This is a genomic window from Azospirillum largimobile (assembly GCF_977007025.2).
The window spans coordinates 149,572-168,659 of sequence record NZ_CDRMUA020000002.1 but is presented as its reverse complement, the minus strand read 5'-3'; the positions used below and the strand labels follow the sequence as shown (position 1 = coordinate 168,659).

General features: G+C 69.1%; 16 protein-coding genes and 1 pseudogene. 7 read left to right on the top strand and 10 right to left on the bottom strand.

Annotated elements, in window-relative coordinates:
• Positions 1-16: 16 nt before the first annotated feature.
• The 5 genes from ACWPKK_RS14135 to leuD are packed head-to-tail and all read left to right on the top strand — an operon-like array spanning position 17 to position 6,134.
• Positions 17-2,101, top strand: a complete 2,085-nt coding sequence (locus ACWPKK_RS14135; RefSeq protein WP_452005103.1) for a hydantoinase/oxoprolinase family protein — start codon at positions 17-19, stop codon at positions 2,099-2,101.
• Positions 2,098-2,712, top strand: a complete 615-nt coding sequence (locus ACWPKK_RS14130; RefSeq protein WP_452005101.1) for a cysteine hydrolase family protein — start codon at positions 2,098-2,100, stop codon at positions 2,710-2,712. Before ACWPKK_RS14135 ends, ACWPKK_RS14130 begins: the two co-directional genes overlap by 4 nt.
• Entirely contained in the window at positions 2,709-4,118 is a 1,410-nt protein-coding gene (locus tag ACWPKK_RS14125; RefSeq protein WP_452005098.1) for an FAD-dependent oxidoreductase, read from the top strand. Before ACWPKK_RS14130 ends, ACWPKK_RS14125 begins: the two co-directional genes overlap by 4 nt.
• The gene (leuC, locus tag ACWPKK_RS14120; protein WP_452005096.1) at positions 4,115-5,536 is read left to right on the top strand and encodes a 3-isopropylmalate dehydratase large subunit; all 1,422 of its coding nucleotides are present in this window, start codon (positions 4,115-4,117) and stop codon (positions 5,534-5,536) included. Before ACWPKK_RS14125 ends, leuC begins: the two co-directional genes overlap by 4 nt.
• A 1-nt stretch (position 5,537) precedes the next feature.
• Positions 5,538-6,134 carry a 3-isopropylmalate dehydratase small subunit gene (gene leuD, locus ACWPKK_RS14115; protein ID WP_452005093.1) on the top strand — a complete coding sequence of 199 codons (597 nt, stop codon included), beginning with the start codon at positions 5,538-5,540 and terminating at the stop codon, positions 6,132-6,134.
• A gap of 21 nt (positions 6,135-6,155) precedes the next feature.
• On the opposite strand, the pseudogene ACWPKK_RS14110 reads toward leuD, so the two are convergent.
• The 7 genes and pseudogenes from ACWPKK_RS14110 to ACWPKK_RS14080 all read right to left on the bottom strand — a co-directional run.
• Positions 6,156-7,049, bottom strand: a pseudogene (locus ACWPKK_RS14110) (NAD(P)-dependent oxidoreductase); the annotation flags it as partial.
• 40 nt (positions 7,050-7,089) lie between these two features.
• Positions 7,090-8,349: a TRAP transporter large permease gene (locus ACWPKK_RS14105; RefSeq protein ID WP_452005090.1), complete on the bottom strand. Its 1,260-nt coding sequence runs from the start codon at positions 8,347-8,349 to the stop codon at positions 7,090-7,092.
• Positions 8,346-8,906: a TRAP transporter small permease gene (locus ACWPKK_RS14100; protein ID WP_324871294.1), complete on the bottom strand. Its 561-nt coding sequence runs from the start codon at positions 8,904-8,906 to the stop codon at positions 8,346-8,348. Before ACWPKK_RS14100 ends, ACWPKK_RS14105 begins: the two co-directional genes overlap by 4 nt.
• Positions 8,906-9,889, bottom strand: coding sequence for a TRAP transporter substrate-binding protein (locus ACWPKK_RS14095; protein WP_452005087.1), 984 nt, complete (start codon positions 9,887-9,889; stop codon positions 8,906-8,908). The genes ACWPKK_RS14100 and ACWPKK_RS14095 overlap by 1 nt, the downstream gene beginning before the upstream one ends.
• A gap of 86 nt (positions 9,890-9,975) precedes the next feature.
• Positions 9,976-10,983 (bottom strand): transketolase family protein, encoded by a 1,008-nt coding sequence (locus tag ACWPKK_RS14090; RefSeq protein WP_452005085.1) that lies wholly within the window; start codon positions 10,981-10,983, stop codon positions 9,976-9,978.
• On the bottom strand, positions 10,980-11,855 hold the full coding sequence (locus ACWPKK_RS14085) for a transketolase (protein WP_452005082.1): 876 nt from the start codon (positions 11,853-11,855) through the stop codon (positions 10,980-10,982). Before ACWPKK_RS14085 ends, ACWPKK_RS14090 begins: the two co-directional genes overlap by 4 nt.
• Before the next feature lie 7 nt (positions 11,856-11,862).
• A complete protein-coding gene (locus tag ACWPKK_RS14080) occupies positions 11,863-12,612 on the bottom strand; it encodes an SDR family NAD(P)-dependent oxidoreductase (RefSeq protein ID WP_149224772.1) in 750 nt (249 codons plus the stop codon).
• A 208-nt stretch (positions 12,613-12,820) separates the two neighbouring features.
• Here ACWPKK_RS14080 and ACWPKK_RS14075 point away from each other — a divergent pair, with 208 nt between their 5' ends.
• Positions 12,821-13,768: a LysR substrate-binding domain-containing protein gene (locus ACWPKK_RS14075; RefSeq protein ID WP_452006641.1), complete on the top strand. Its 948-nt coding sequence runs from the start codon at positions 12,821-12,823 to the stop codon at positions 13,766-13,768.
• A gap of 10 nt (positions 13,769-13,778) precedes the next feature.
• On the opposite strand, the gene paoC is transcribed toward ACWPKK_RS14075, so the two are convergent.
• From paoC to paoA, 3 genes are read right to left on the bottom strand one after another with little or no spacing between them, the layout of a single operon-like run.
• On the bottom strand, positions 13,779-15,980 hold the full coding sequence (gene paoC / locus ACWPKK_RS14070) for an aldehyde oxidoreductase molybdenum-binding subunit PaoC (RefSeq protein WP_452005079.1): 2,202 nt from the start codon (positions 15,978-15,980) through the stop codon (positions 13,779-13,781).
• A 3-nt stretch (positions 15,981-15,983) separates the two neighbouring features.
• Positions 15,984-16,934, bottom strand: coding sequence for an FAD binding domain-containing protein (locus tag ACWPKK_RS14065; protein ID WP_452005077.1), 951 nt, complete (start codon positions 16,932-16,934; stop codon positions 15,984-15,986).
• Positions 16,931-17,587 (bottom strand): aldehyde dehydrogenase iron-sulfur subunit PaoA, encoded by a 657-nt coding sequence (paoA, locus tag ACWPKK_RS14060; protein ID WP_452005075.1) that lies wholly within the window; start codon positions 17,585-17,587, stop codon positions 16,931-16,933. The genes ACWPKK_RS14065 and paoA overlap by 4 nt, the downstream gene beginning before the upstream one ends.
• 399 nt (positions 17,588-17,986) lie before the next feature.
• On the opposite strand from paoA, the gene ACWPKK_RS14055 reads away from it, so the two are divergent.
• Positions 17,987-19,027, top strand: a complete 1,041-nt coding sequence (locus ACWPKK_RS14055) for a putative 2-aminoethylphosphonate ABC transporter substrate-binding protein (RefSeq protein ID WP_452005073.1) — start codon at positions 17,987-17,989, stop codon at positions 19,025-19,027.
• The last annotated feature ends 61 nt before the right edge of the window (positions 19,028-19,088 follow it).

The window sequence follows — 19,088 nt, the reverse complement described above, 5'->3', positions numbered from 1 at the left end:
ACCCGGAAGCAAGACCATGAGCAACGGTATCTCCAAGGGTGCCCCCAAGGGTGCAATCGTCGGCGTCGATGTCGGCGGCACCTTCACCGACCTGTTCCATTACGACGAGGCGCGCGGCAGCTTCCGCACCGCCAAGGTCCCCTCCAACCGCGGCGACGAGGCTGTCGGCTTCCTCGCCGGGCTGCAGAGCTTCGGCCCGGTCGCCGAGCTGGGCTCCATCGTCCACGGCACCACCGTCGGCACCAACGCGCTGCTGGAGCGCAAGGGCGCCAAGGTCGGACTGATCACCACCGCCGGCTTCCGCGACGTTCTGGAAATGCGTCGCCGCGACCGTCGCCACACCTGGGGCCTGTGGGGCGATTTCGTCCCCGTGGTCGACCGCGACATGCGGATGGAGGTGGCGGAGCGCACGCTGGCCGACGGCACGATCCGCAGCGAAATCGACCCGGAGGAGGTCCGCGCTTGCGCCCGCCGGCTGGCCGAGCAGGGTGCGGAGGCGCTCGCCATCGTCTTCATCAACGCTTACGCCAACCCGGCCAACGAGTTGGCGGCGCTGGAGGCGGCGCGCGAAGTCTGGCCGAACGCCAATCTCGAATGCTCGTCGCGCATCCTGCCGGAAATCCGCGAGTTCGAGCGCACCTCCACCACCGCGCTGAACGCCTATCTCCAGCCGGTGGTCGGCAGCTATCTCGCCAAGCTCGACAACGCGCTGGCGGGGGAGGGCTTCGGCGGACGATTCCACATCGTGCAGTCCAACGGCGGCGTGATGTCCACCGACACCGCCCGGCGTCTGCCGGTGCGCACCGCCCTGTCGGGGCCGGCGGCGGGCGTCATCGCCGCGGCGGCGATCTCGAAGGCGGCGGGCTTCCCCAACGTCATCACCGGCGATCTCGGCGGCACCAGCTTCGACGTGTCGCTGGTGGTGGAGGGGCAGACCATGCTGGCCGCCCAGACCACCATCGATTTCGGTCTGGTCGTCCGCACGCCGATGATCGAGATCACCACCATCGGCGCCGGCGGCGGCTCCATCGCCGGGGTCGATCCCGGCGGCATGCTGCAGGTCGGGCCGGAAAGCGCCGGTTCGCGGCCGGGGCCGGTCTGCTACGGCCAGGGCAACACCCGTCCGACGCTGACCGACGCCAACGTGCTGCTCGGCCGCATCAACGCGGAGCGTCCCATCGGCGGCAAGCTGGCGCGGCTGGACGTCGATACCGCCCGCACGGCCATCGCCACCCATGTCGCCGAGCCGCTCGGCCTCGACGTCATGGCGGCGGCGGAAGCGGTGGTGCGCATCGCCAACAGCAAGATGGCCGGCGCCATCCGCCTCGTCTCCATCGAGCGCGGCCATGACCCGGCCAAGTTCGCCGCCGTGCCCTTCGGCGGCGGCGGGGCGCTGCATGTCGGCGCGCTGATCAAGGAGGTTGGGCTGAAGGCGGCGCTGGTGCCGCGCTTCCCCGGCGTGACCTCGGCGCTCGGCTGCGTCATCGCCGACATCCGCCACGATCAGGTGCAGACGGTCAACCTGCCGCTGGCGGGCATCGATGCCGGGTCGCTCGACCGCCGCATGGTGGAGGAAGCCGGAGCCGCCCGCGCCGTGGTGGAGTCCGCCGGGCTCAGCGTCGAGCGCATCGACCTCGTCTTCGAACTGGACATGCACTACATCGGCCAGACCCACACGGTCGCCGTGCCGCTGCCGGTGTCGGTCGAGAATGGCACCACAGGCATCGACGAGGCGACCATCCGCGCCGCCTTCGAGCGCGCCTATCAGGCCTCCTTCAGCCGGCTTCTGCCGGGGGTGGGGGCCAAGATCGTCAACCTGCGCACCGCCGCCATCGGCCGCCGTCCGCATTTCGACCTCTCCGCGCTCGCACCGGCGGCCGGGACGACGGTGGAGGGCGCCCATGCCGGGTCGCGGCCGGTGTGGTTCGACGGGGCGTGGCATGAGACCGCCGTCTACAACCGCCTCGACCTGCCGGTCGGCGCGGTGATCCAGGGGCCGGCGATCCTGGAGCAGCCGGACGCCACCACCGTGATCGACCCCGACCTGTCCGCCCGCGTCGACGGCTTCGGCAACGTCATCGTGGAAAGGAGCGCCCGATGAGCGGCACCGCCATCCCTGTCGAACGGACCGCCTTGCTGGTCTGCGACCTCCAGAACGACTTCATCCACCCGGACGGCGCCTATGGCCGCGCCGGGCAGACGGCGCCGGAGATCCTGGCGCTGCCGGAGCGGGTGAAGCCGCTGGCCGATTTGCTGCGCTCGCGCGGCGGCTGGATCATCTCCACCAACTTCACGCTGGTGCCCGGCCGCGGCAGCGAGCCGATGATCTCCCCGCATCTGAAATCGCTGCGCCCCTTCTTGGCGAAGGGCGATTTCCAGCCCGGCAGCTGGGGGCACCGCACCGTCGACGCGCTGCAGCCCGTCGATGTGGAGGTGGAGAAGGTCGCCTATTCCGCCTTCTACATGTCGCGGCTGGAATGGGTGCTGCGGAAATGCGGGGTGGAGCGGCTGCTGGTCTGCGGCATCGTCACCAACGGCGGCGTCGCCTCGACCGTGCGCGACGCCCATGTCCGCGAGTTCGACACCATTCTGCTGGAGGACGGCTGCGCCGCCTTCAGCCGCGAGGTGCATGAGGTCTCCGTTGCCGCGTTGCGCCCGGTCTCCCGGGTGGCGACCGTCGCAACGATGCTGGAGGAGGTGGCAAGCTCATGAGCCGCATCCTGCCCGCCGACGGCGTGGAGTTCGAGTTCACCGTCCCCGTCGTCGTGATCGGCGGCGGAGCGGCCGGCATGGTCGCAGCGCTGGCCGCGCATGAGCAGGGCGCCGGCGTGCTGGTGCTGGAGCGCGATGCGCTGCCCCAGGGCTCCACCGCCCTGTCGGCCGGGCTGATCCCGGCGCCGGGCACCCGCTGGCAGCGCGACGCCGCGATCGAGGACAGCCCGGAGCGCTTCGCCGCCGACATCATCGCCAAGGCGAAGGGAGAACCCGACCCGGCCGAAGTCGCCCGCGTCACCCAGGCGGTCGGGCCCGCACTGGAATGGCTCGCCGACCGCTACGGCCTGCCCTTCTCGGTCGTGGACAATTTCAGCTATCCCGGACACAGCGCCCGGCGCATGCACGGGCTGCCCAGCCGGTCGGGGGCGGAGCTGATCGACCGCCTGCGCGGTGCGGTGGAGGCCGCCGGCATCGACGTGCTGTGCGAGGCGCATGTCACCGCGCTCCATGCCGATGGACCTCTGGTCCGTGGCGTCGAGATCACCCGCCCCGACGGCAGCGTCGAGCGGGTCGGCTGCGGCGCGTTGATCCTCGCCTGCAACGGCTATGGCGGCAACAGGGCGCTGGTCGAGCGGCATGTGCCGGAATTGGCCGACGCGCTCTATTTCGGCCACCCCGGTAACCAGGGCGACGCGCTGCTGTGGGGCGAGGCGCTGGGCGCCGCCACCCGGCACCTGTCGGGGCACCAGGGCCATGGCTCCGTCGCCCACCCCGCCGGCATCCTCGTCACCTGGGCGACGATCACCGAGGGCGGCGTGCAGGTGAATGCGGAGGGCCAGCGCTTCTCAAACGAGGCGCAGGGCTATTCGGAACAGGCCGCCGTCGTGCTGCGCCAGCCGGACGGCATCGCCTGGACGGTGTTCGACGAGCGCATCGCCGGCATCGCCCGCCAGTTCGAGGATTTCCGGCAGGCCGAGGCGATGGGCGCGGTGCTGAGCGCCGACACCCCCGCCGAGCTTGCCCGGCAGATGAAGATCGACGCGGACGCTCTGACGGACACGCTCGTCGAGATCGACCGGCTGAAGGCGGAGAGCGGAACCGACGCTTTCGGCCGCGACTTCACCGGTTCGGCCCCGCTGGTCCCGCCCTACCGCGCGGTTCGTGTCACCGGTGCCCTGTTCCACACCCAGGGCGGGCTGGTCGTCGATGACGATGCCCGTGTTATCGACGGACAGGGGATGCCGCTGCCCAACCTCTATGCCGCCGGCGGGGCCGCCTGCGGCGTGTCGGGATCCAAGGCGTCCGGCTATCTGTCCGGCAATGGCCTGCTGACCGCGGTGGCGCTGGGGCGCATCGCCGGAAACGCCGCTGCAAGTGCCGTAAGGGAGGAAACCAGCCAATGACATCGCAGCCACGCAGCCTGTTCGAGAAGGTCTGGGACGCCCATGTCGTGGCGACCCGGCCGGACGGTCAGGCCCTGCTCGCCATCGACCGTCATTTCCTGCACGAGGGCTCCTTCCACGCCTTCGGCATGATCGACCATGCCGGCCGCAAGGTGCGCCGGCCGGAACTGACTTTCGCCGTCGCCGACCATTACGTGCCGTCGCACAGCCGGTCCAGGCCCATCGCCGATCCCGAGATCTCCAACATGGTGACGATGCTGGAGGCGAATGCCGGCCGCCACGGCCTGCGTCATTTCGGCCTGCACGACCCGGCGCAGGGCATCGTCCATGTGCTGGCGCCGGAACAGGGGCTGACCCTGCCCGGCTTGACCATCGTCTGCGGCGACAGCCACACCTCCACCCACGGGGCTTTCGGCGCGCTGGCCTTCGGCATCGGCGCCACCGAGGTGTCGCATGTGCTGGCGACCCAGACCCTGTGGCAGCGCCGTCCCAGGACGATGCGCATCACCGTGGACGGGGTGCTGGGGCCGCACGTGACGGCCAAGGACCTGATCCTGGCGGTGATCGCCGCCATCGGCGCCGACGGAGCCGCCGGCCACGTCATCGAATATGCCGGCAGCGCCATCCGCGCCCTGTCGATGGAAGGCCGGCTGACCGTCTGCAACATGTCCATCGAGGCCGGGGCGCGGGCCGGCATGATCGCCCCCGACGACACCACCTTCTCCTGGATCGAGGGGCGGCATTACGCCCCCAAGGGCGCGCTGTTCGACCGCGCGGTGGAGCATTGGCGGACCCTGCCCAGCGATGACGGCGCCGTCTTCGACCGCGAGGTGACGCTGGACGCCGCCGACATCGCCCCGGCGGTGACCTGGGGCACCAGCCCCGAAACCGCGGTTCCGGTGACCGCGGAGGTGCCCGATCCCGGTGCAGAGGCCGATCCGGTGCGCGCCGGCCAGATGCGCAAGATGCTGGACTACATGGGCCTCGCTCCCGGCATGGCGCTGGAGGATGTGCCCATCGACCGCGTCTTCATCGGCTCCTGCACCAACGCCCGGCTGGAGGATCTGCGCGCCGCCGCCGAGGTGCTGCGCGGCCGCCGCGCCGTGGTGCCGGGGCTGGTGGTTCCGGGCTCGGTCCCGGTGCGTCGGCAGGCGGAGGCGGAGGGGCTGCACCGCGTGTTCATCGACGCCGGTTTGGAATGGGGGGAGCCCGGCTGCTCCATGTGCGTGGGCATCAACGGCGACCTCGTTCCGGCGGGGGAACGCTGCGCCTCCACCACCAACCGCAACTTCCCCGGCCGCCAGGGGCCGAACGCCCGCACGCACCTGATGAGCCCGGCGATGGCCGCCGCAGCCGCCGCCACGGGGCGCCTCACCGATGTCCGCAAGCTCGATGTCCGCAAGCTGGGAGCGTCGTAGAATGGAACCCTTCGTCACGCTGACCGCGCCGGCGGTGCCGCTCGACATCGCCAACATCGACACCGACCAGCTGCTGCCCGCCCGCTTCCTGAAGAAGCCGCGCAGCGCCGGCTACGGCAACTTCCTGTTCCATGACGAGCGCAAGCCGGGCTTCCCGCTGGACGACCCCGCCTATGCCGGTGCCCGCGTCCTAGTGAGCGACCGCAATTTCGGCTGCGGCTCGTCGCGCGAGGGGGCGGTCTATGCGCTGGTGGATGGCGGGTTCCGCTGCGTCGTCGCACCGAACTTCGGCGACATCTTCGCCGCCAACGCCGCCAAGAACGGCCTGCTGACCATCACCCTGCCGGAGGATGCGGTGGCGACGCTGCGCCGCCAGCTGCAGGAGGCGCCGGGCGCATCCGTCACGGTCGATCTGCCGGCCCAGACCCTGACCGATCCGGACGGGCGGGCGCTGTCCTTCGCCATCGACCCCTTCAAGAAGGAATGCCTTGTCGAGGGCCTGGACGACGTGGCGCTGACCCTGCGCCATCAGGATGCCATCGACGCCTTCGACCGGACCGACGGCGCGGCCCGGCCCTGGGTGGTGCCGGGAGCCTGAGGGAGGCTCCCGGACCATTTCTCAGCGCGGCAAGGGCGTGCCGTTGACCGCGTGGTAGCTGCGGATCACCTGGCTGTCGTCCATCGCCCCTTCACCGCGGCCGGAGGTCGCCAGGAACATCTGGTGGGCGACGGCGGCCAGCGGCAGGGCGGCCTTGGCGTCGCGCCCGGCCTCCAGCACGATGCCGAGATCCTTGACGAAGATGTCGACGGCGCTGGTGATGTCCGGCTCCGCCTCCAGCATGCGCGGCCCGCGGTCCTTCAGCATCCAGCTGGAGGCGGAAGACCCGCTCATGATCTCCAGCAGGACCTTCAGATCCACGCCGACCTTGGCGGCCAGCGCGAAGGCCTCCGCCACCACCGCGATGTGGACGCCGCACAGCAGCTGGTTGACGGTCTTCACCGTGGCGCCCTGCCCCGGCTTCTCGCCGACGTGGAAGACCTTGTCGCCCATGGCGGCCAGGACCGGGCGGACCCGCTCCACCGTCGCCGCGGGGGCCGCCGCCATGATCGACAGCGTGCCCGCCACGGCCCCCACCACCCCGCCGGAGACGGGGGCGTCGACGAAGCGGCGCCCGGCCGCCTCCACCCGCTCCGCCAGGGCGGCCACCGCGCCCGGCGGACAGGTCGCCATCAGGATCACCGCCGCGCCGGCCGGAAGGGCCTCCAGCGCGCCATCGGCGAAGAGGGCGGCGTCGGCCTGGGCGGCGTTCACCACCATCAGCACCAGCGCGTCCGCATCCACAGCCGCAGCAGCAGCGCTTGAGACGCCCTTCCCGCCCGCGGTCTCCAGCGTCCGGACACTCTCGGCCCGCACGTCGAAGCCCTGAACTTCGAAGCCCTTCGCCAGCAGATTGTGCGCCATGGGCATGCCCATGGAACCGAGGCCGATGAAACCGACTGTCGTCATCGCTTGAACATCCTTGGATTGGGCCTTGGATCGAGGTGCCGCCGGGTCAGTACAGGATCGTCGCCGGTATGTAGGACACCAGCCCCAGCACGATCAGCGCCACCAGATAGAAGGGCCACAGCTCGCGCACGATGGCGCCGATTGGCTCGCGGGAGATGGCGGCGGAGATGAACAGGGTGGTGCCGATGGGCGGGGTGAACAGGCCGATGCTGAGATTGACGGCCATCATGATGCCCAGCTGGATCGGGTCCATGCCGATGGCGCCGCCGACCGCGACGAAGGTGGGACCCAGCAGCAGGATCGCCGCCGGCAGGTCGAGGAACATGCCGACCACCAGCATGATCAGGTTCATCGCCAGGATGATCAGCCACGGCTCCTTCAGCACGCTCTCGGCATAGCCGGCCACCGCGTTCGGGATGGCTTCGGTGATCAGCACATAGCCGACGAGGTTGGAGGCGGCGATGACCAGCATGACGACGCCCGTGGTCACGACCGTGCCCAGCAGCGCGGCGTAGATCCGCTTCACCGTCAGGTCGCGGTAGATCAGCACGCTGACCAGCAGGGCATAGGCGACGGCGATGACGCTGACTTCGGTCGGGGTGGCGATGCCGAAGCGCAGCAGGACCAGGATGAAGGCCGGCATCAGCAGCGCCGGCAGCGCCGCGACGGTCGCCATCCCAAGCGCCCGCAGCCCGCCCTCGCTCTTCAGCAGGGGGAAGTTGCGCATGCGGCCGCTGACATAGCAGACGATCATCATGCCGGCGGCCAGCATCAGCCCCGGCAGGATGCCGGCGAGGAACAGCGAGGCGATGGAGGCGTTCGACACCGCGGCATAGAGGATCAGCGGGATCGACGGCGGGATCAGGCCCGCGATCACCGACGAGGAGGCGGTGGCCGCCGCGCCGAAGGCGGCGGGATAGCCTTCGCGCTTCTGCCAGGGGATCAGCATGGAGCCCAGTGCCGACGCCTCCGCCACGGCGGAGCCGGACACGCCGCCGAAGATGGTGGAGCCGACGACGGTGACCTGCGCCAGCCCGCCGGGATAGCGCCCGACCAGTGCCGCGGCGAAACGCACCAGCTTCTGGCCCAGCGTGCCGCTCATCATCAGCGCACCGGACAGGATGAAGAAGGGCATGGCCAGCAGCGGGAAGCTCTGGGTCGGCTGGAACAGCTTGATGACGGAGATGACGGTGGGAACGGAGCCCAGCGTCATGACGGCGGCGCCCGAACTGATGACCAGCGCGTAGCCGACGGGGAACGAGAGAAGCAGGAGAAGGCCGAAGACGGCGACCATCATGGCGGTCATATCTCTTCCTCCGACACATGGGCGCGGACGGACCGCGGATCCTCGGCGATCAGAAGGCGCAGGAAGGTGGTGACGGCGGTCAGCCCCACCCCGACGAATCCCGCGATCAGCGACAGGTAGGCCCAGCGGGCGCTGACGCCCGTCACCGGATAGATTTCGCTGCCGGTGATCTCGATGACGGCGAGGCCGATGTAGGCGAGATAGAAGAAGGTCGCCGCCACCACCACCTGCATCGCCAGCAGCAGCGCCCGGGCGGCGGTGCGCGGAAGCATGTCCAGCAGCAGCGTGACCGAGATGTGCGCGCCCTTCTGCGCCGCCAGCACCACGCCGCCCATCACCAGCCAGGGGAACAGCAGGTTCGGCAGCTCCGACGGCCAGCCCATGCCCTGGGTGGTCAGGTAGCGGACGACGACCTCGGCCCCCAGCGACAGGAACAGCACGACCAGCGACAGGATCGACACGGCGGCGGAGGCGACGGAAATCGCGCCGTCGGCCGCCTGGAGAAGGGTGGCGGGAAGTCCCGCCACCACATGCTCCCGGTCGTGGGACACCGTCATCACGGCGCGGCCCCGGCCGCCGCTTCCTTGCGGACCAGCGACACCAGTTCGGGGAACTGCTTCTCCCACTTGTCGTAGACGGACTTGGTCTTGGCGACGAAGGGGGCCGGGTCGACCGTGTTGAACTTCACGCCCGCGTCTTCCATCTTCGACCGCAGTTCCTTGTCGGCCTTGGCGGACATTTCGCGGTTCAGCTTGCCGGCCTCCGCCGCCGCGTCCAGCACCGCCTTCTGGTCGGCCTTCGACAGGGTGTCGAACACCATCTTGCTGGCCAGCAGCGGGGTCGCCTCATACTTGTGGCCGGTCAGCGAGATGAACTTCTGCACCTCGAAGAGCTTGGAGGAGTGGATGTTCATCAGCGGGTTCTCCTGCCCGTCGACCACGCCCTGCTGGAGCGCGATGTAGAGTTCGGAGAAGGCCAGCGGCGTCGGGTTGGCGCCCAGCGCCTTGAAGATGTCCACGGTCATCGGGTCCGGCGGGGTGCGGACCTTGACGCCGGCCAGATCCTCCGGCTTGGCGATCGGGCGGACGTTGTTGGAGACATGGCGGATCCCGTTGTCCCACATCGCCAGCAGCACCAGCCCCTTGGTCTTCGACGCATCGTCCAGCTTCTTCGCCACCGGGCCGTCCAGCACCTTCCAGGCCTGCGGCAGCGATTGGAACAGGAAGGGCAGGCCCAGCACGGCATAGTCCGGCACGACGCCCGAAGTGGTGCCCTGCGAGTTGGCGCTGAAGGCCAGCGTGCCGAGACGCATGCTGGTCAGCGCCTCCACGTCGTCGCCGTACTGGGCGCTGCCGCCGACCTCGATCTTCACCCGTCCGTCCGTCTTCTGGGCGACGAGTTCCGCGAATTTCAGCGAGGCTTCCGCCTTCGGGTTGCCGGGGGCCGCGTTGTGGGCCAGACGCAGGACCTGCTGGGCCCAGGCGGCAGGCGACGCGACCAGGGCGGTGCCCACCATCAGCGACAAGAGCAGCTTCTTCATCGGATTCCTCTCCCTATGGACGTTTGCCCTATGGGCGTTTGCCCAACAGACGTTTGTTGGTTGATCGGGTCGGATGGCCGGCCGTCTTAGAGCCAGCCCTTGATGCTCGCCGCCATGGCTTCGGTGGAGATGCCGTAGAGGTCGTGCAGGGTCGGCAGGGCGCCGGCCTTCAGGAACTCGTCGGGCAGGCCGATCTGGCGGAAGACCGGGGCGACGCCGCCGCGCAGCAGGGTGCCGGCCACCGCCTCGCCCAGCCCGCCGATGACGGTGTGGTTTTCCGCCACCACCACCATGCGGCCGGTGCGTGCCGCTTCGCGCAGGATGGTCTCGGTGTCGAGCGGCTTGATGGTGGGGACGTGCAGCACGGCGACGCCGACCTTGTCGGCCTCCAGCCGCTGCGCCACCTCCAGCGCCCGCATCGTCATGATGCCGGACGAGATGACCAGCACCTCGGCGCCGTCGCGCAGCAGCTTGGCCTTGCCGAGTTCGAACTTGTAGTCGTACTCGTCCAGCACCAGCGGGACGTTGCCGCGCAGCAGCCGCATGTAGACCGGGCCGTTGTGCGCGGCCATGGCCGGCACCACCTGCTCGATCTCGTGCGCGTCGCAGGGATCGATCACCACCATGTTCGGCATGGCGCGGAACAGCGCCAGATCCTCGGCCGCCTGGTGGCTGGGACCATAGCCGGAGGTCAGCCCCGGCAGGGCGCAGGCGATCTTGACGTTGCGGTTCTCCTCCGCGATCGTCTGGTGGACGAAGTCGTAGGCCCGGCGCGAGGCGAAGACGGCGTAGGTGGTGACGAAGGGCATCATGCCCTCATGCGCCATGCCCGACGCCGCGCCCATCAGCAGCTGTTCGGCCATTCCCATCTGATAGAAGCGGTCGGGATAGGCCTGGGCGAAGATGTGCAGGTCGGTGTATTTGGCGAGATCGGCGGTCATGCCGACAATCTCCGGCCGCTGCTTCGCCAGCTCGACCAGCGTATGGCCGAAGGGGGCCGGCTTGGTCCGCTGCCCCTCCGCCGCGATCGAGGCAATCATGGCGGAGGTCTTCAGGCGCGGCTTGGCGGCGGTGGTGTTGGCAGCGGTGCTCATGCGGTCCTCCCGGCGTCGAGCGCGTCAAGCGCCAGCTGCCATTCGTGCGCGTCGACGCGGATGAAGTGGTTCTTTTCGCGGGCTTCGAGGAAGGGCACGCCCTTGCCCATCTTGGTGTCGCAGACGATCATCCGCGGCTTGGCCTCGGGGTGCGACTTGGCGGCGTCGAAGGCGGCGACCACCGCGTCCATGTCGTTGCCGTCGATGCGCTGGACGAACCAGCCGAAGGCTTCCAGCTTGTCCACCAGCGGCTCGAACGCCATCACCTGGGTGGAGGGGCCGTCGGCCTGCTGGTTGTTGACGTCGACGATGGCGATCATGTTGTCGAGCTTGTAATGGGCGGCCGACATGATGGCTTCCCACACCGAGCCCTCGTCCAGTTCGCCGTCCGAGAACAGCGTGTAGACACGGGCAGCGGAGTTCTTGCGCTTCAGGCCCAGCCCGATGCCGACCGCGATGCCGAGGCCGAGGCCGAGCGAGCCGCCCGACATCTCCATGCCCGGCGTGTAGCTGGCCATGCCCGACATCGGCAGGCGGCTGTCGTCGCTGCCGTAGGTCTCCAGCTCTTCCGCCGGGACGATGCCGGCCTCGATCAATGCTGCGTAGAGCGCGATGGCGTAATGGCCGTTGGACAGCAGGAAGCGGTCGCGCTCCTCCCAATGCGGGTCCTCGGGCCGGTACTTCATGGCGTGGAAATAGGAGACCGCCAGAACGTCGGCGATGTCGAGCGCCTGGCCGATGTAGCCCTGCCCCTGCACCTCGCCCATCAGAAGGGCGTTGCGGCGGATGCGGTAGGCACGTTCGGCCAGCGGCACATTGTGCCCCAGCGGGGTGGTGTCGAGTGCGGTGTCCACGGGAGGTGTCTCCAGCATTTCGGGATCAGTGGATCAGCATGCCGCCGTTGACGTCGAGCGTGGCGCCGGTGATGTAGGAGGACAGCTCCGAAGCCAGGAACAGGCAGGAGCGGGCCACATCCTCGGCATCGCCCAGGCGGTTCAGCGGGATGCCCTTCAGGATCTCCGCCCGCAGCTCGTCGGTCAGCTTGCCGCCGGTGATGTCGGTCTGGATCAGGCCCGGCGTCACCGAATTGACGCGGACGTTGTCCGGCCCCAGTTCGCGCGCCATCGCCTTGGCGAGGCCCAGAACGCCGGCCTTGGCCGCGCTGTAGTGCGGGCCGCCGAAGATGCCGCCGCCGCGCTGCGCCGAGACGGACGAGATGCAGACGATGGAGCCGGACTTGCGCTCCCGCATGTGCGGGACGACTGCCTGGCTCATGTACAGCGTGCCGCGCAGGCTGACGTCGGTCACCGCCTCGTAGTTCTTCGGGCCGATGTCCATGAACTTCAGCGGCTGGGTGATGCCGGCATTGTTGACCAGCACGTCGATGCGGCCGAACTCCTCGACCACGCGGTTCGCGGCGGCGAAGCAGGCGTCGCGGTCGGTCACGTCGCAGGCCAGGCCGCGATGCGCCTCGCCCAGTTCGGCGGCGGCTTCGGCAGCCTGCCCGGCGTCGAGGTCCAGGATGATCGCGCGCCCGCCATGCAGCGCGAAAAGCCTCGCGGTCGCCCGGCCGATGCCGCGGCGCGACGCGGCGCCGGTGATCACGCAGACCTTGTTGGACAGCAGCATGCTCGCTCCCTTTTGTCGAAGCAGGCTCCGCCGTGGCGGCCCGGTGGATGCCGCGACGGAGCGTCGGTTTCGCTCGGTTGTGGTGATTTCGCTCTGGCTGACAGATGATTCGTTCAGCCGATGATTGATGTGATCCTATGATCTTGAGATGAATTCGACAAACGAATAAGATCGCGCATTGATGAGCCGAATTCATGTGAATGGCGCAATGCGGAAACGGGTCTCAATCAAGGCTTTGCAGGCGTTCGAGGCTGCCGCGCGGCTCGGATCCTTCGCGACTGCGGCGGAGGATCTCGGACTGACGCCCTCGGCGATCAGCCATCAGGTGAAAATCCTGGAGGAACAGCTTGGCTTGCCGCTGTTCCATCGTGTTCACCGCTCGGTCGCGTTGACCGACGCCGGGCGCAGCTTCGCCACCGAGATCATCGGCGCCTTCGCCCGGATGGAGACCGCCATCCGCAACGTCACCACGTCGAGCAGCGGCACCGAGATCCTCACCGTCCGCTCGATGCCCAGCTTCGCCACCCAATGGCTGATGCCGCGGCTGAACCGGGTGAAGGCGCTGCACCCCGCCATCGACATCCGGCTGCAGGCCTCGGTCTCGCCAATCGACCTGACGACGGGCGCGGTGGACGTGGACATCCGCTACAACCCTGGCCCGCCGCCGGCCGGCTGCGTGCTGGAGCAGTTCCCGGAGGACGTCATCGTGCCGATGTGCTCGCCGGCGCTGGCGAACGGACTGATCCCGATCCGCGAGCCGAAGGATCTCAGCCGACACATCCTGATCCATTCCGAGGTCAACATCGTGGGCTGGCGCGACTGGGCGCGCAGACATCGCGGCGTGCAGCTGGACATGGATCGCGGCCTGCGCTTCGACCGCTCCTTCATGGCGATCAGCGCGGCGGCCGACGGGATGGGGGTGTGCCTGGACAGCCTGCTGCTCGCCCGGCAGGAGCTTCAGTCCGGCCGGCTGGTCGTCCCCTTCCCCACCCGCGGCCTGCGGGCGCAGGGACATGGTTTCGTCACGCTGAAATCGACCGCCGACCTGCCGAAGATCCGGCTGTTCCGCCAATGGCTGTTCGGCGAACTCGACGCCTGCCGCCGGTGGGAGGAGCAGTATCTGTCCTCCCTGGGGACGCCCGCCGCGGGCGACTGACCGCGTAGGGCTAGCCGATCGGCGGCATGCGGTCGATCAGCTTGTCCAGCGTGACGGGGTAATCGCGCACGCGCACGCCGGTGGCGTTGTAGACGGCGTTGGCGATGGCGGCACCGACGCCGCACAGGCCCAGTTCGCCGACACCCTTCGCCTTCATCGGCGACGACATCGGGTCGGTTTCGTCCAGGAAGACCACCTCCTGGTGCGGGATGTCGGCATGGACCGGCACCTCGTAGGCGGCAAGGTCGTGGTTCACGAAGAAGCCGCCGCGGGTGTCCACCGCCAGCTCCTCCATCAGGGCGGCACCCACCCCCATGGTCATGGCCCCGATCACCTGGCTGCGCGCCGACAGCGGGTTCAGGATGCGGCCCGCCGCGCAGACGGCCAGCATGCGCCGCACGCGGATTTCCGCCGTCGCGGCATCGACGCCGACCTCGACGAAATGCGCGCCGAAGGTCGATTGCTGGGCCTTCTTGTCGAGGTCGCCATATTCGATGCCGTCCTCCACCGACAACTCGCCATCGCCGGCCGCCTGCGCCAGCGGCACGCGGCGGTTGCCGGACAGCACCTGCCCATCCGCGAACCGCGCGTCGGCCGAATTGAAGCCCAGCTTCTGCGCCACCGCCTCCCGCAGCTTCACGCAGGCGGCATAGACGCCGGCGGTGGAGTTGTTGGCGCCCCACTGCCCGCCCGACCCGGCCGACACCGGAAAGCTGGAATCGCCCAGCCGCACCACCACCCGGTCCAGCCCGACGCCCATCATCTCCGCCGCGGTCTGGGCGATGATGGTATAGCTGCCGGTGCCGATGTCGGTCATGTCGGTTTCGACCGTCACCACGCCCCGCTTGTCCAGCCGCACCCGCGCCGCCGATTTGGTCAGCAGGTTGTTGCGGAAGGCCGCAGCCATGCCGATGCCGACCAGCCAGCGCCCGTCGCGCACCCGCGCCGGCTCGGCGCTGCGCTTGTTCCAGCCGAAGCGCTCGGCACCGGTGCGCAGGCATTGCACAAGCTGGCGCTGGGAGAAGGGGCGCTCCGGCTTTTCGGGGTCGACCTGGGTGTCGTTGAGGATGCGGAACTCGACGGGATCGAGCTTCAGCCGCTCCGCCATTTCGTCCATGGCGATTTCCAGCACCATCAGGCCCGGCGCTTCGCCCGGCGCCCGCATGGCATTGCCTTCCGGCAGGTCGAGATGGGCCAGCCGCGTCCCGGTCAGCCGGTTGGCCCCGGCATAGAGCAGGCGGGTCTGGTCGGTCGCGGTCTCCGGCTTGCCGTCGGGCAGGTTGCCGGACCAGCTTTCATGGGCGATGGCGGTGATCTTGCCGTCCGCGGTGGCACCGATGCGGACGCGCTGGATCGTCGCCGGCCGGTGGGTGGTGTTGTTCGCCATCATCGGCCGCGGCAGCGCCACCTTGACCGGCTGTCCGGCCGCCCGCGCGCCCAGCGCCGCCAGCAGCGTGTCGGCCCGCAGGAACAGCTTGCCGCCGAAACCGCCGCCGACGAAGGGAGAGATCACGCGGACCTTCTCCTTCGGCATCCCCAGCGTCTCGGCCAGGTCGGTCGCCGCCCAGTCGATCATCTGGTTGGAGGTCCACACCGTCAGCCGGTCGCCCTGCCAGGCGGCGATGCTGGCATGGGGTTCCATCATCGCGTGGGTCTCGTCGGGCGTGCTGTAGGTCTCGTCCAGCTTGACCGGCGCCGAAGCGAAGGCCCCGGCGAAGTCGCCGACGACGGAGTCCTCCTTCTTGTGCTCGGCCGCATCGCCCATGGCGTCCTTGGCGCGGGCGAGATCGAAGGCGCCGTCGGTCTTCCGGTACTCGATCCGGACAAGGTTGGCCGCGGCGCGCGCCTGCTCGAAGGTCTCGGCGACGACCAGCGCCACGGCCTGATGGTAATGGGCGATTTCCGGACCACCCAGAAGCGGGGCGGCGTTGCGCTTGCCCTTGCCGAGCTTGCCCGCCGTCTCATGGGTGACGACGGCCAGCACGCCGGGCGCGGCCTTCGCCTCCTCCACCGACAGGGACGCGATGCGCCCCTTGGCGATGCCGGCGCCGACGACATAGCCGTAGACCTGATCCGGCACCACGTCGTGGCGCTCATAGGCATAGGGGGCCGTTCCCGTGGTCTTCAGCGGCCCGTCGATGCGGCTGGTCGGCTTGCCGATAATTTTCAGCTGGTCGATCGGGTTGGTGGTCGCGGGGGTGTCGAACTTCATGGCTCAGCCTTTCGCTTCGGCCAGGACGGAGCCGAGCGTTCGCTCGACCAGCGGCAGCTTGAAGGCGTTCTCCGGCGTCGGCTTGGCGCCGGCCAGCAGTTGCGCGGTAACGGCCTTGGCCCCCTTGGGCATTTCGGCCTCGGCCGCCTCGACACGCCACGGCTTGTGCGCGACGCCGCCCAGCGCCACCCGTCCGCTGCCATCCGGCTGGACGACCGCCGCAACCGCGACCAGCGCGAAAGCGTAGGAGGCGCGGTCGCGCACCTTGCGATAGAGATGCGTGCCGCCGGCCGGCCGCGGCAGAGTCACCGCGGTGATCAGTTCGCCGGGTTCCAGCGCCGTCTCGATATGCGGCGTGTCGCCGGGCAGACGGTGGAAGTCGGCGATCGGGATGCTGCGGGCGGCGCCGTCCGGCCGCACCGTCTCCACCGTCGCGTCCAGCACGCGCATGGCAACCGCCATATCGCTGGGATGGGTGGCGATGCAGGCCTCGCTGCCGCCGATCACCGCCAACTGGCGGCTGAAGCCGCCGATGGCGGCGCATCCGCTGCCGGGCCGGCGCTTGTTGCAGGGCTGCGCCGTGTCGTAGAAATAGGGGCAGCGGGTGCGCTGAAGCAGGTTGCCCGCGGTGGTCGCCTTGTTGCGCAGCTGGCCCGAAGCCCCGGCGAGCAGCGCCCGCGACAGCACCCCATAGTCGCGCCGCACCCGTTCGTCGGCGGCGAGGTCGGTGTTGCGCACCAGTGCGCCGATGCGCAAGGCCCCGTCCGCGGTCGGCTCCACCTTGTCCAGCGACAGGCCGTTGACGTCGATCAGATGGACCGGCGTTTCGATCTCCAGCTTCATCAGATCGAGCAGGTTGGTGCCGCCGGCAATGAACTTGGCGCCGGGGGTGCGGACCGCGGCCGCCGCGGCTTCGGCCGGGGTGCTGGCGCGTTCGTAGCTGAAGGGCCTCATGCTTCCCTCCCGGCGACCTCGGTGATCGCATCGACGATGTTGGAATAGGCGCCGCAGCGGCAGATGTTGCCGCTCATCCGCTCGCGCAGTTCGTCGGCGGTCAGCCTCGGCGCCGCCATCAGGTCGGCGCTGACATGGCTGGGGATGCCGGCCTCGATCTCCTTCAGAACGGCGACGGCCGAGCAGATCTGGCCGGGGGTGCAATAGCCGCACTGATAGCCGTCATGCTTCACGAAGGCGGCCTGCATCGGATGCATGCGGTCGGGCATGCCCAGCCCCTCGATAGTCGTGATGCTGTCGCCCTGGTGCATCACCGCCAGCGACAGGCAGGAATTGATCCGCCGCCCCTCGACCAGCACGGTGCAGGCGCCGCACTGCCCGTGGTCGCAGCCCTTCTTCGGGCCGGTCACATGCAACTGCTCGCGCAACGCGTCGAGCAGGGTGGTCCGCGTGTCCAGCGTCAGGTCATGGCTGCGGCCATTCACCGTGAAGGACACGGTCGAGGTGACGGGGGTCAGCGTCTGCTGCGGGGCGGCGTCGCCGATTGCCGCTTCGGCCGGCACCGGGAAGCTTCCCGCCGTCAGCGCGATCGTCGCCGCGGTTCCCATCAGGACTCCGCGCCGTGTAACGTCCAGGTCGCCGGACTGGTGCATCGCGTGCTTCCCTCCTGTCGTCAAAGCCATGCCCGTCGGCAGCGCGCAAGGGGCGCCCCGCTTCGCTTCCACCAACGCGCATCCCCACAAGCTGGGTCGCGCCGGCCGGACGATTAGCCCCCGATTTGCGATAGAGCCTATAAGTTCAGCTCATGAAACAACGGCAGCCCGCCCGCGTTGCCTCGGGTTCCGGTTTTTCCGGAACCGGCGATCCCGGCGGAGCTCCGGGCCGAGATCCGGGCGGCGCTCGAGTCACCAAAGCTTAACGGGAGTAACCGGCGGCTTCGGCGTAGAGAAATTTCCCGTGCCGGGGCGGCGGCGACAGACAGGCCGGCCTCTACGGCCGACAGGCTGTTCCAGGACGCCCTTTCACTCCGCCCTTTGGACCACGGGAGCACCATGATGATCCGCCGCACCATTCTGCTGGGCACTTGCGCATTGGCGCTGCTGGCCGCCGTTCCGACCGCCTCCCCGGCCGGGGCCGCCACCCGCCTGACCGTCTACACGGCGCTGGAGAACGAACAGCTCACCCCCTACAAGAAGGCGTTCGAGGCCGACAATCCCGGCATCGAGATCGACTGGGTGCGCGATTCCACCGGCGTCGTCACCGCCAAGCTGCTGGCCGAGAAGGACAATCCCAAGGCCGACGCGGTGTGGGGCCTCGCCGCCTCCAGCCTGATGATCCTGGACGCCCAGGGCATGCTGATGCCCTACCAGCCCAAGGGTGTCGACGCGTTGAAGCCGAGCTTCCGCGACGCCAAGTCCCCGCCGGCCTGGGTCGGCATGGATGCCTGGATGGCCGCCATCTGCTTCAACACGGTGGAGGCGGAGAAGAAGAAGCTGCCGAAGCCGACCTCCTGGGCCGACCTGCTGAAGCCGGAATACAAGGGCCAGATCGTCATGCCGAATCCGGCCTCGTCGGGCACCGGCTTCCTCGCCGTGTCGGGCTGGCTGCAGACGATGGGCGGCGACAAGGCCTGGGGCTACATGGACAAGCTGAACGACAACGTCGCGCTCTACACCCATTCGGGTTCCAAGCCCTGCAAAATGGCGGCGGCCGGCGAATACCCGATCGGCATCTCCATCGAATACACCGGCGCCCAGCAGAAGACCAAGGGCGCGCCGATCGACGTGATCCTGGCCTCCGAAGGCGTGGGCTGGGAGATGGAGGCGACGGCCATCGTCAAGGGCACCCGCAACGTCGAGGCCGCGAAGGCGCTCGCCGACTGGGCGGCCAGCCGCAAGGCGAACGAGCAGTATGTGAACTTCTATCAGGTCACGGCGCATCCGGGCGTGACCAAGGAGACGCCGAACTATCCGAAGAATGCGGAAGCGGCGATGAACAAGATCAACGACTTCGCCTGGGCCGCCGCCAACCGCGACCGCATCCTGGCGGATTGGGAAAAGCGCTACGGCGCCAAGTCCGAACCGAAGAGCTGACGCCGGCAAAAGCCGAGCCGACCCGTATCGAGCCGGCGGGCGGGTGCCATGCGCGCCCGCC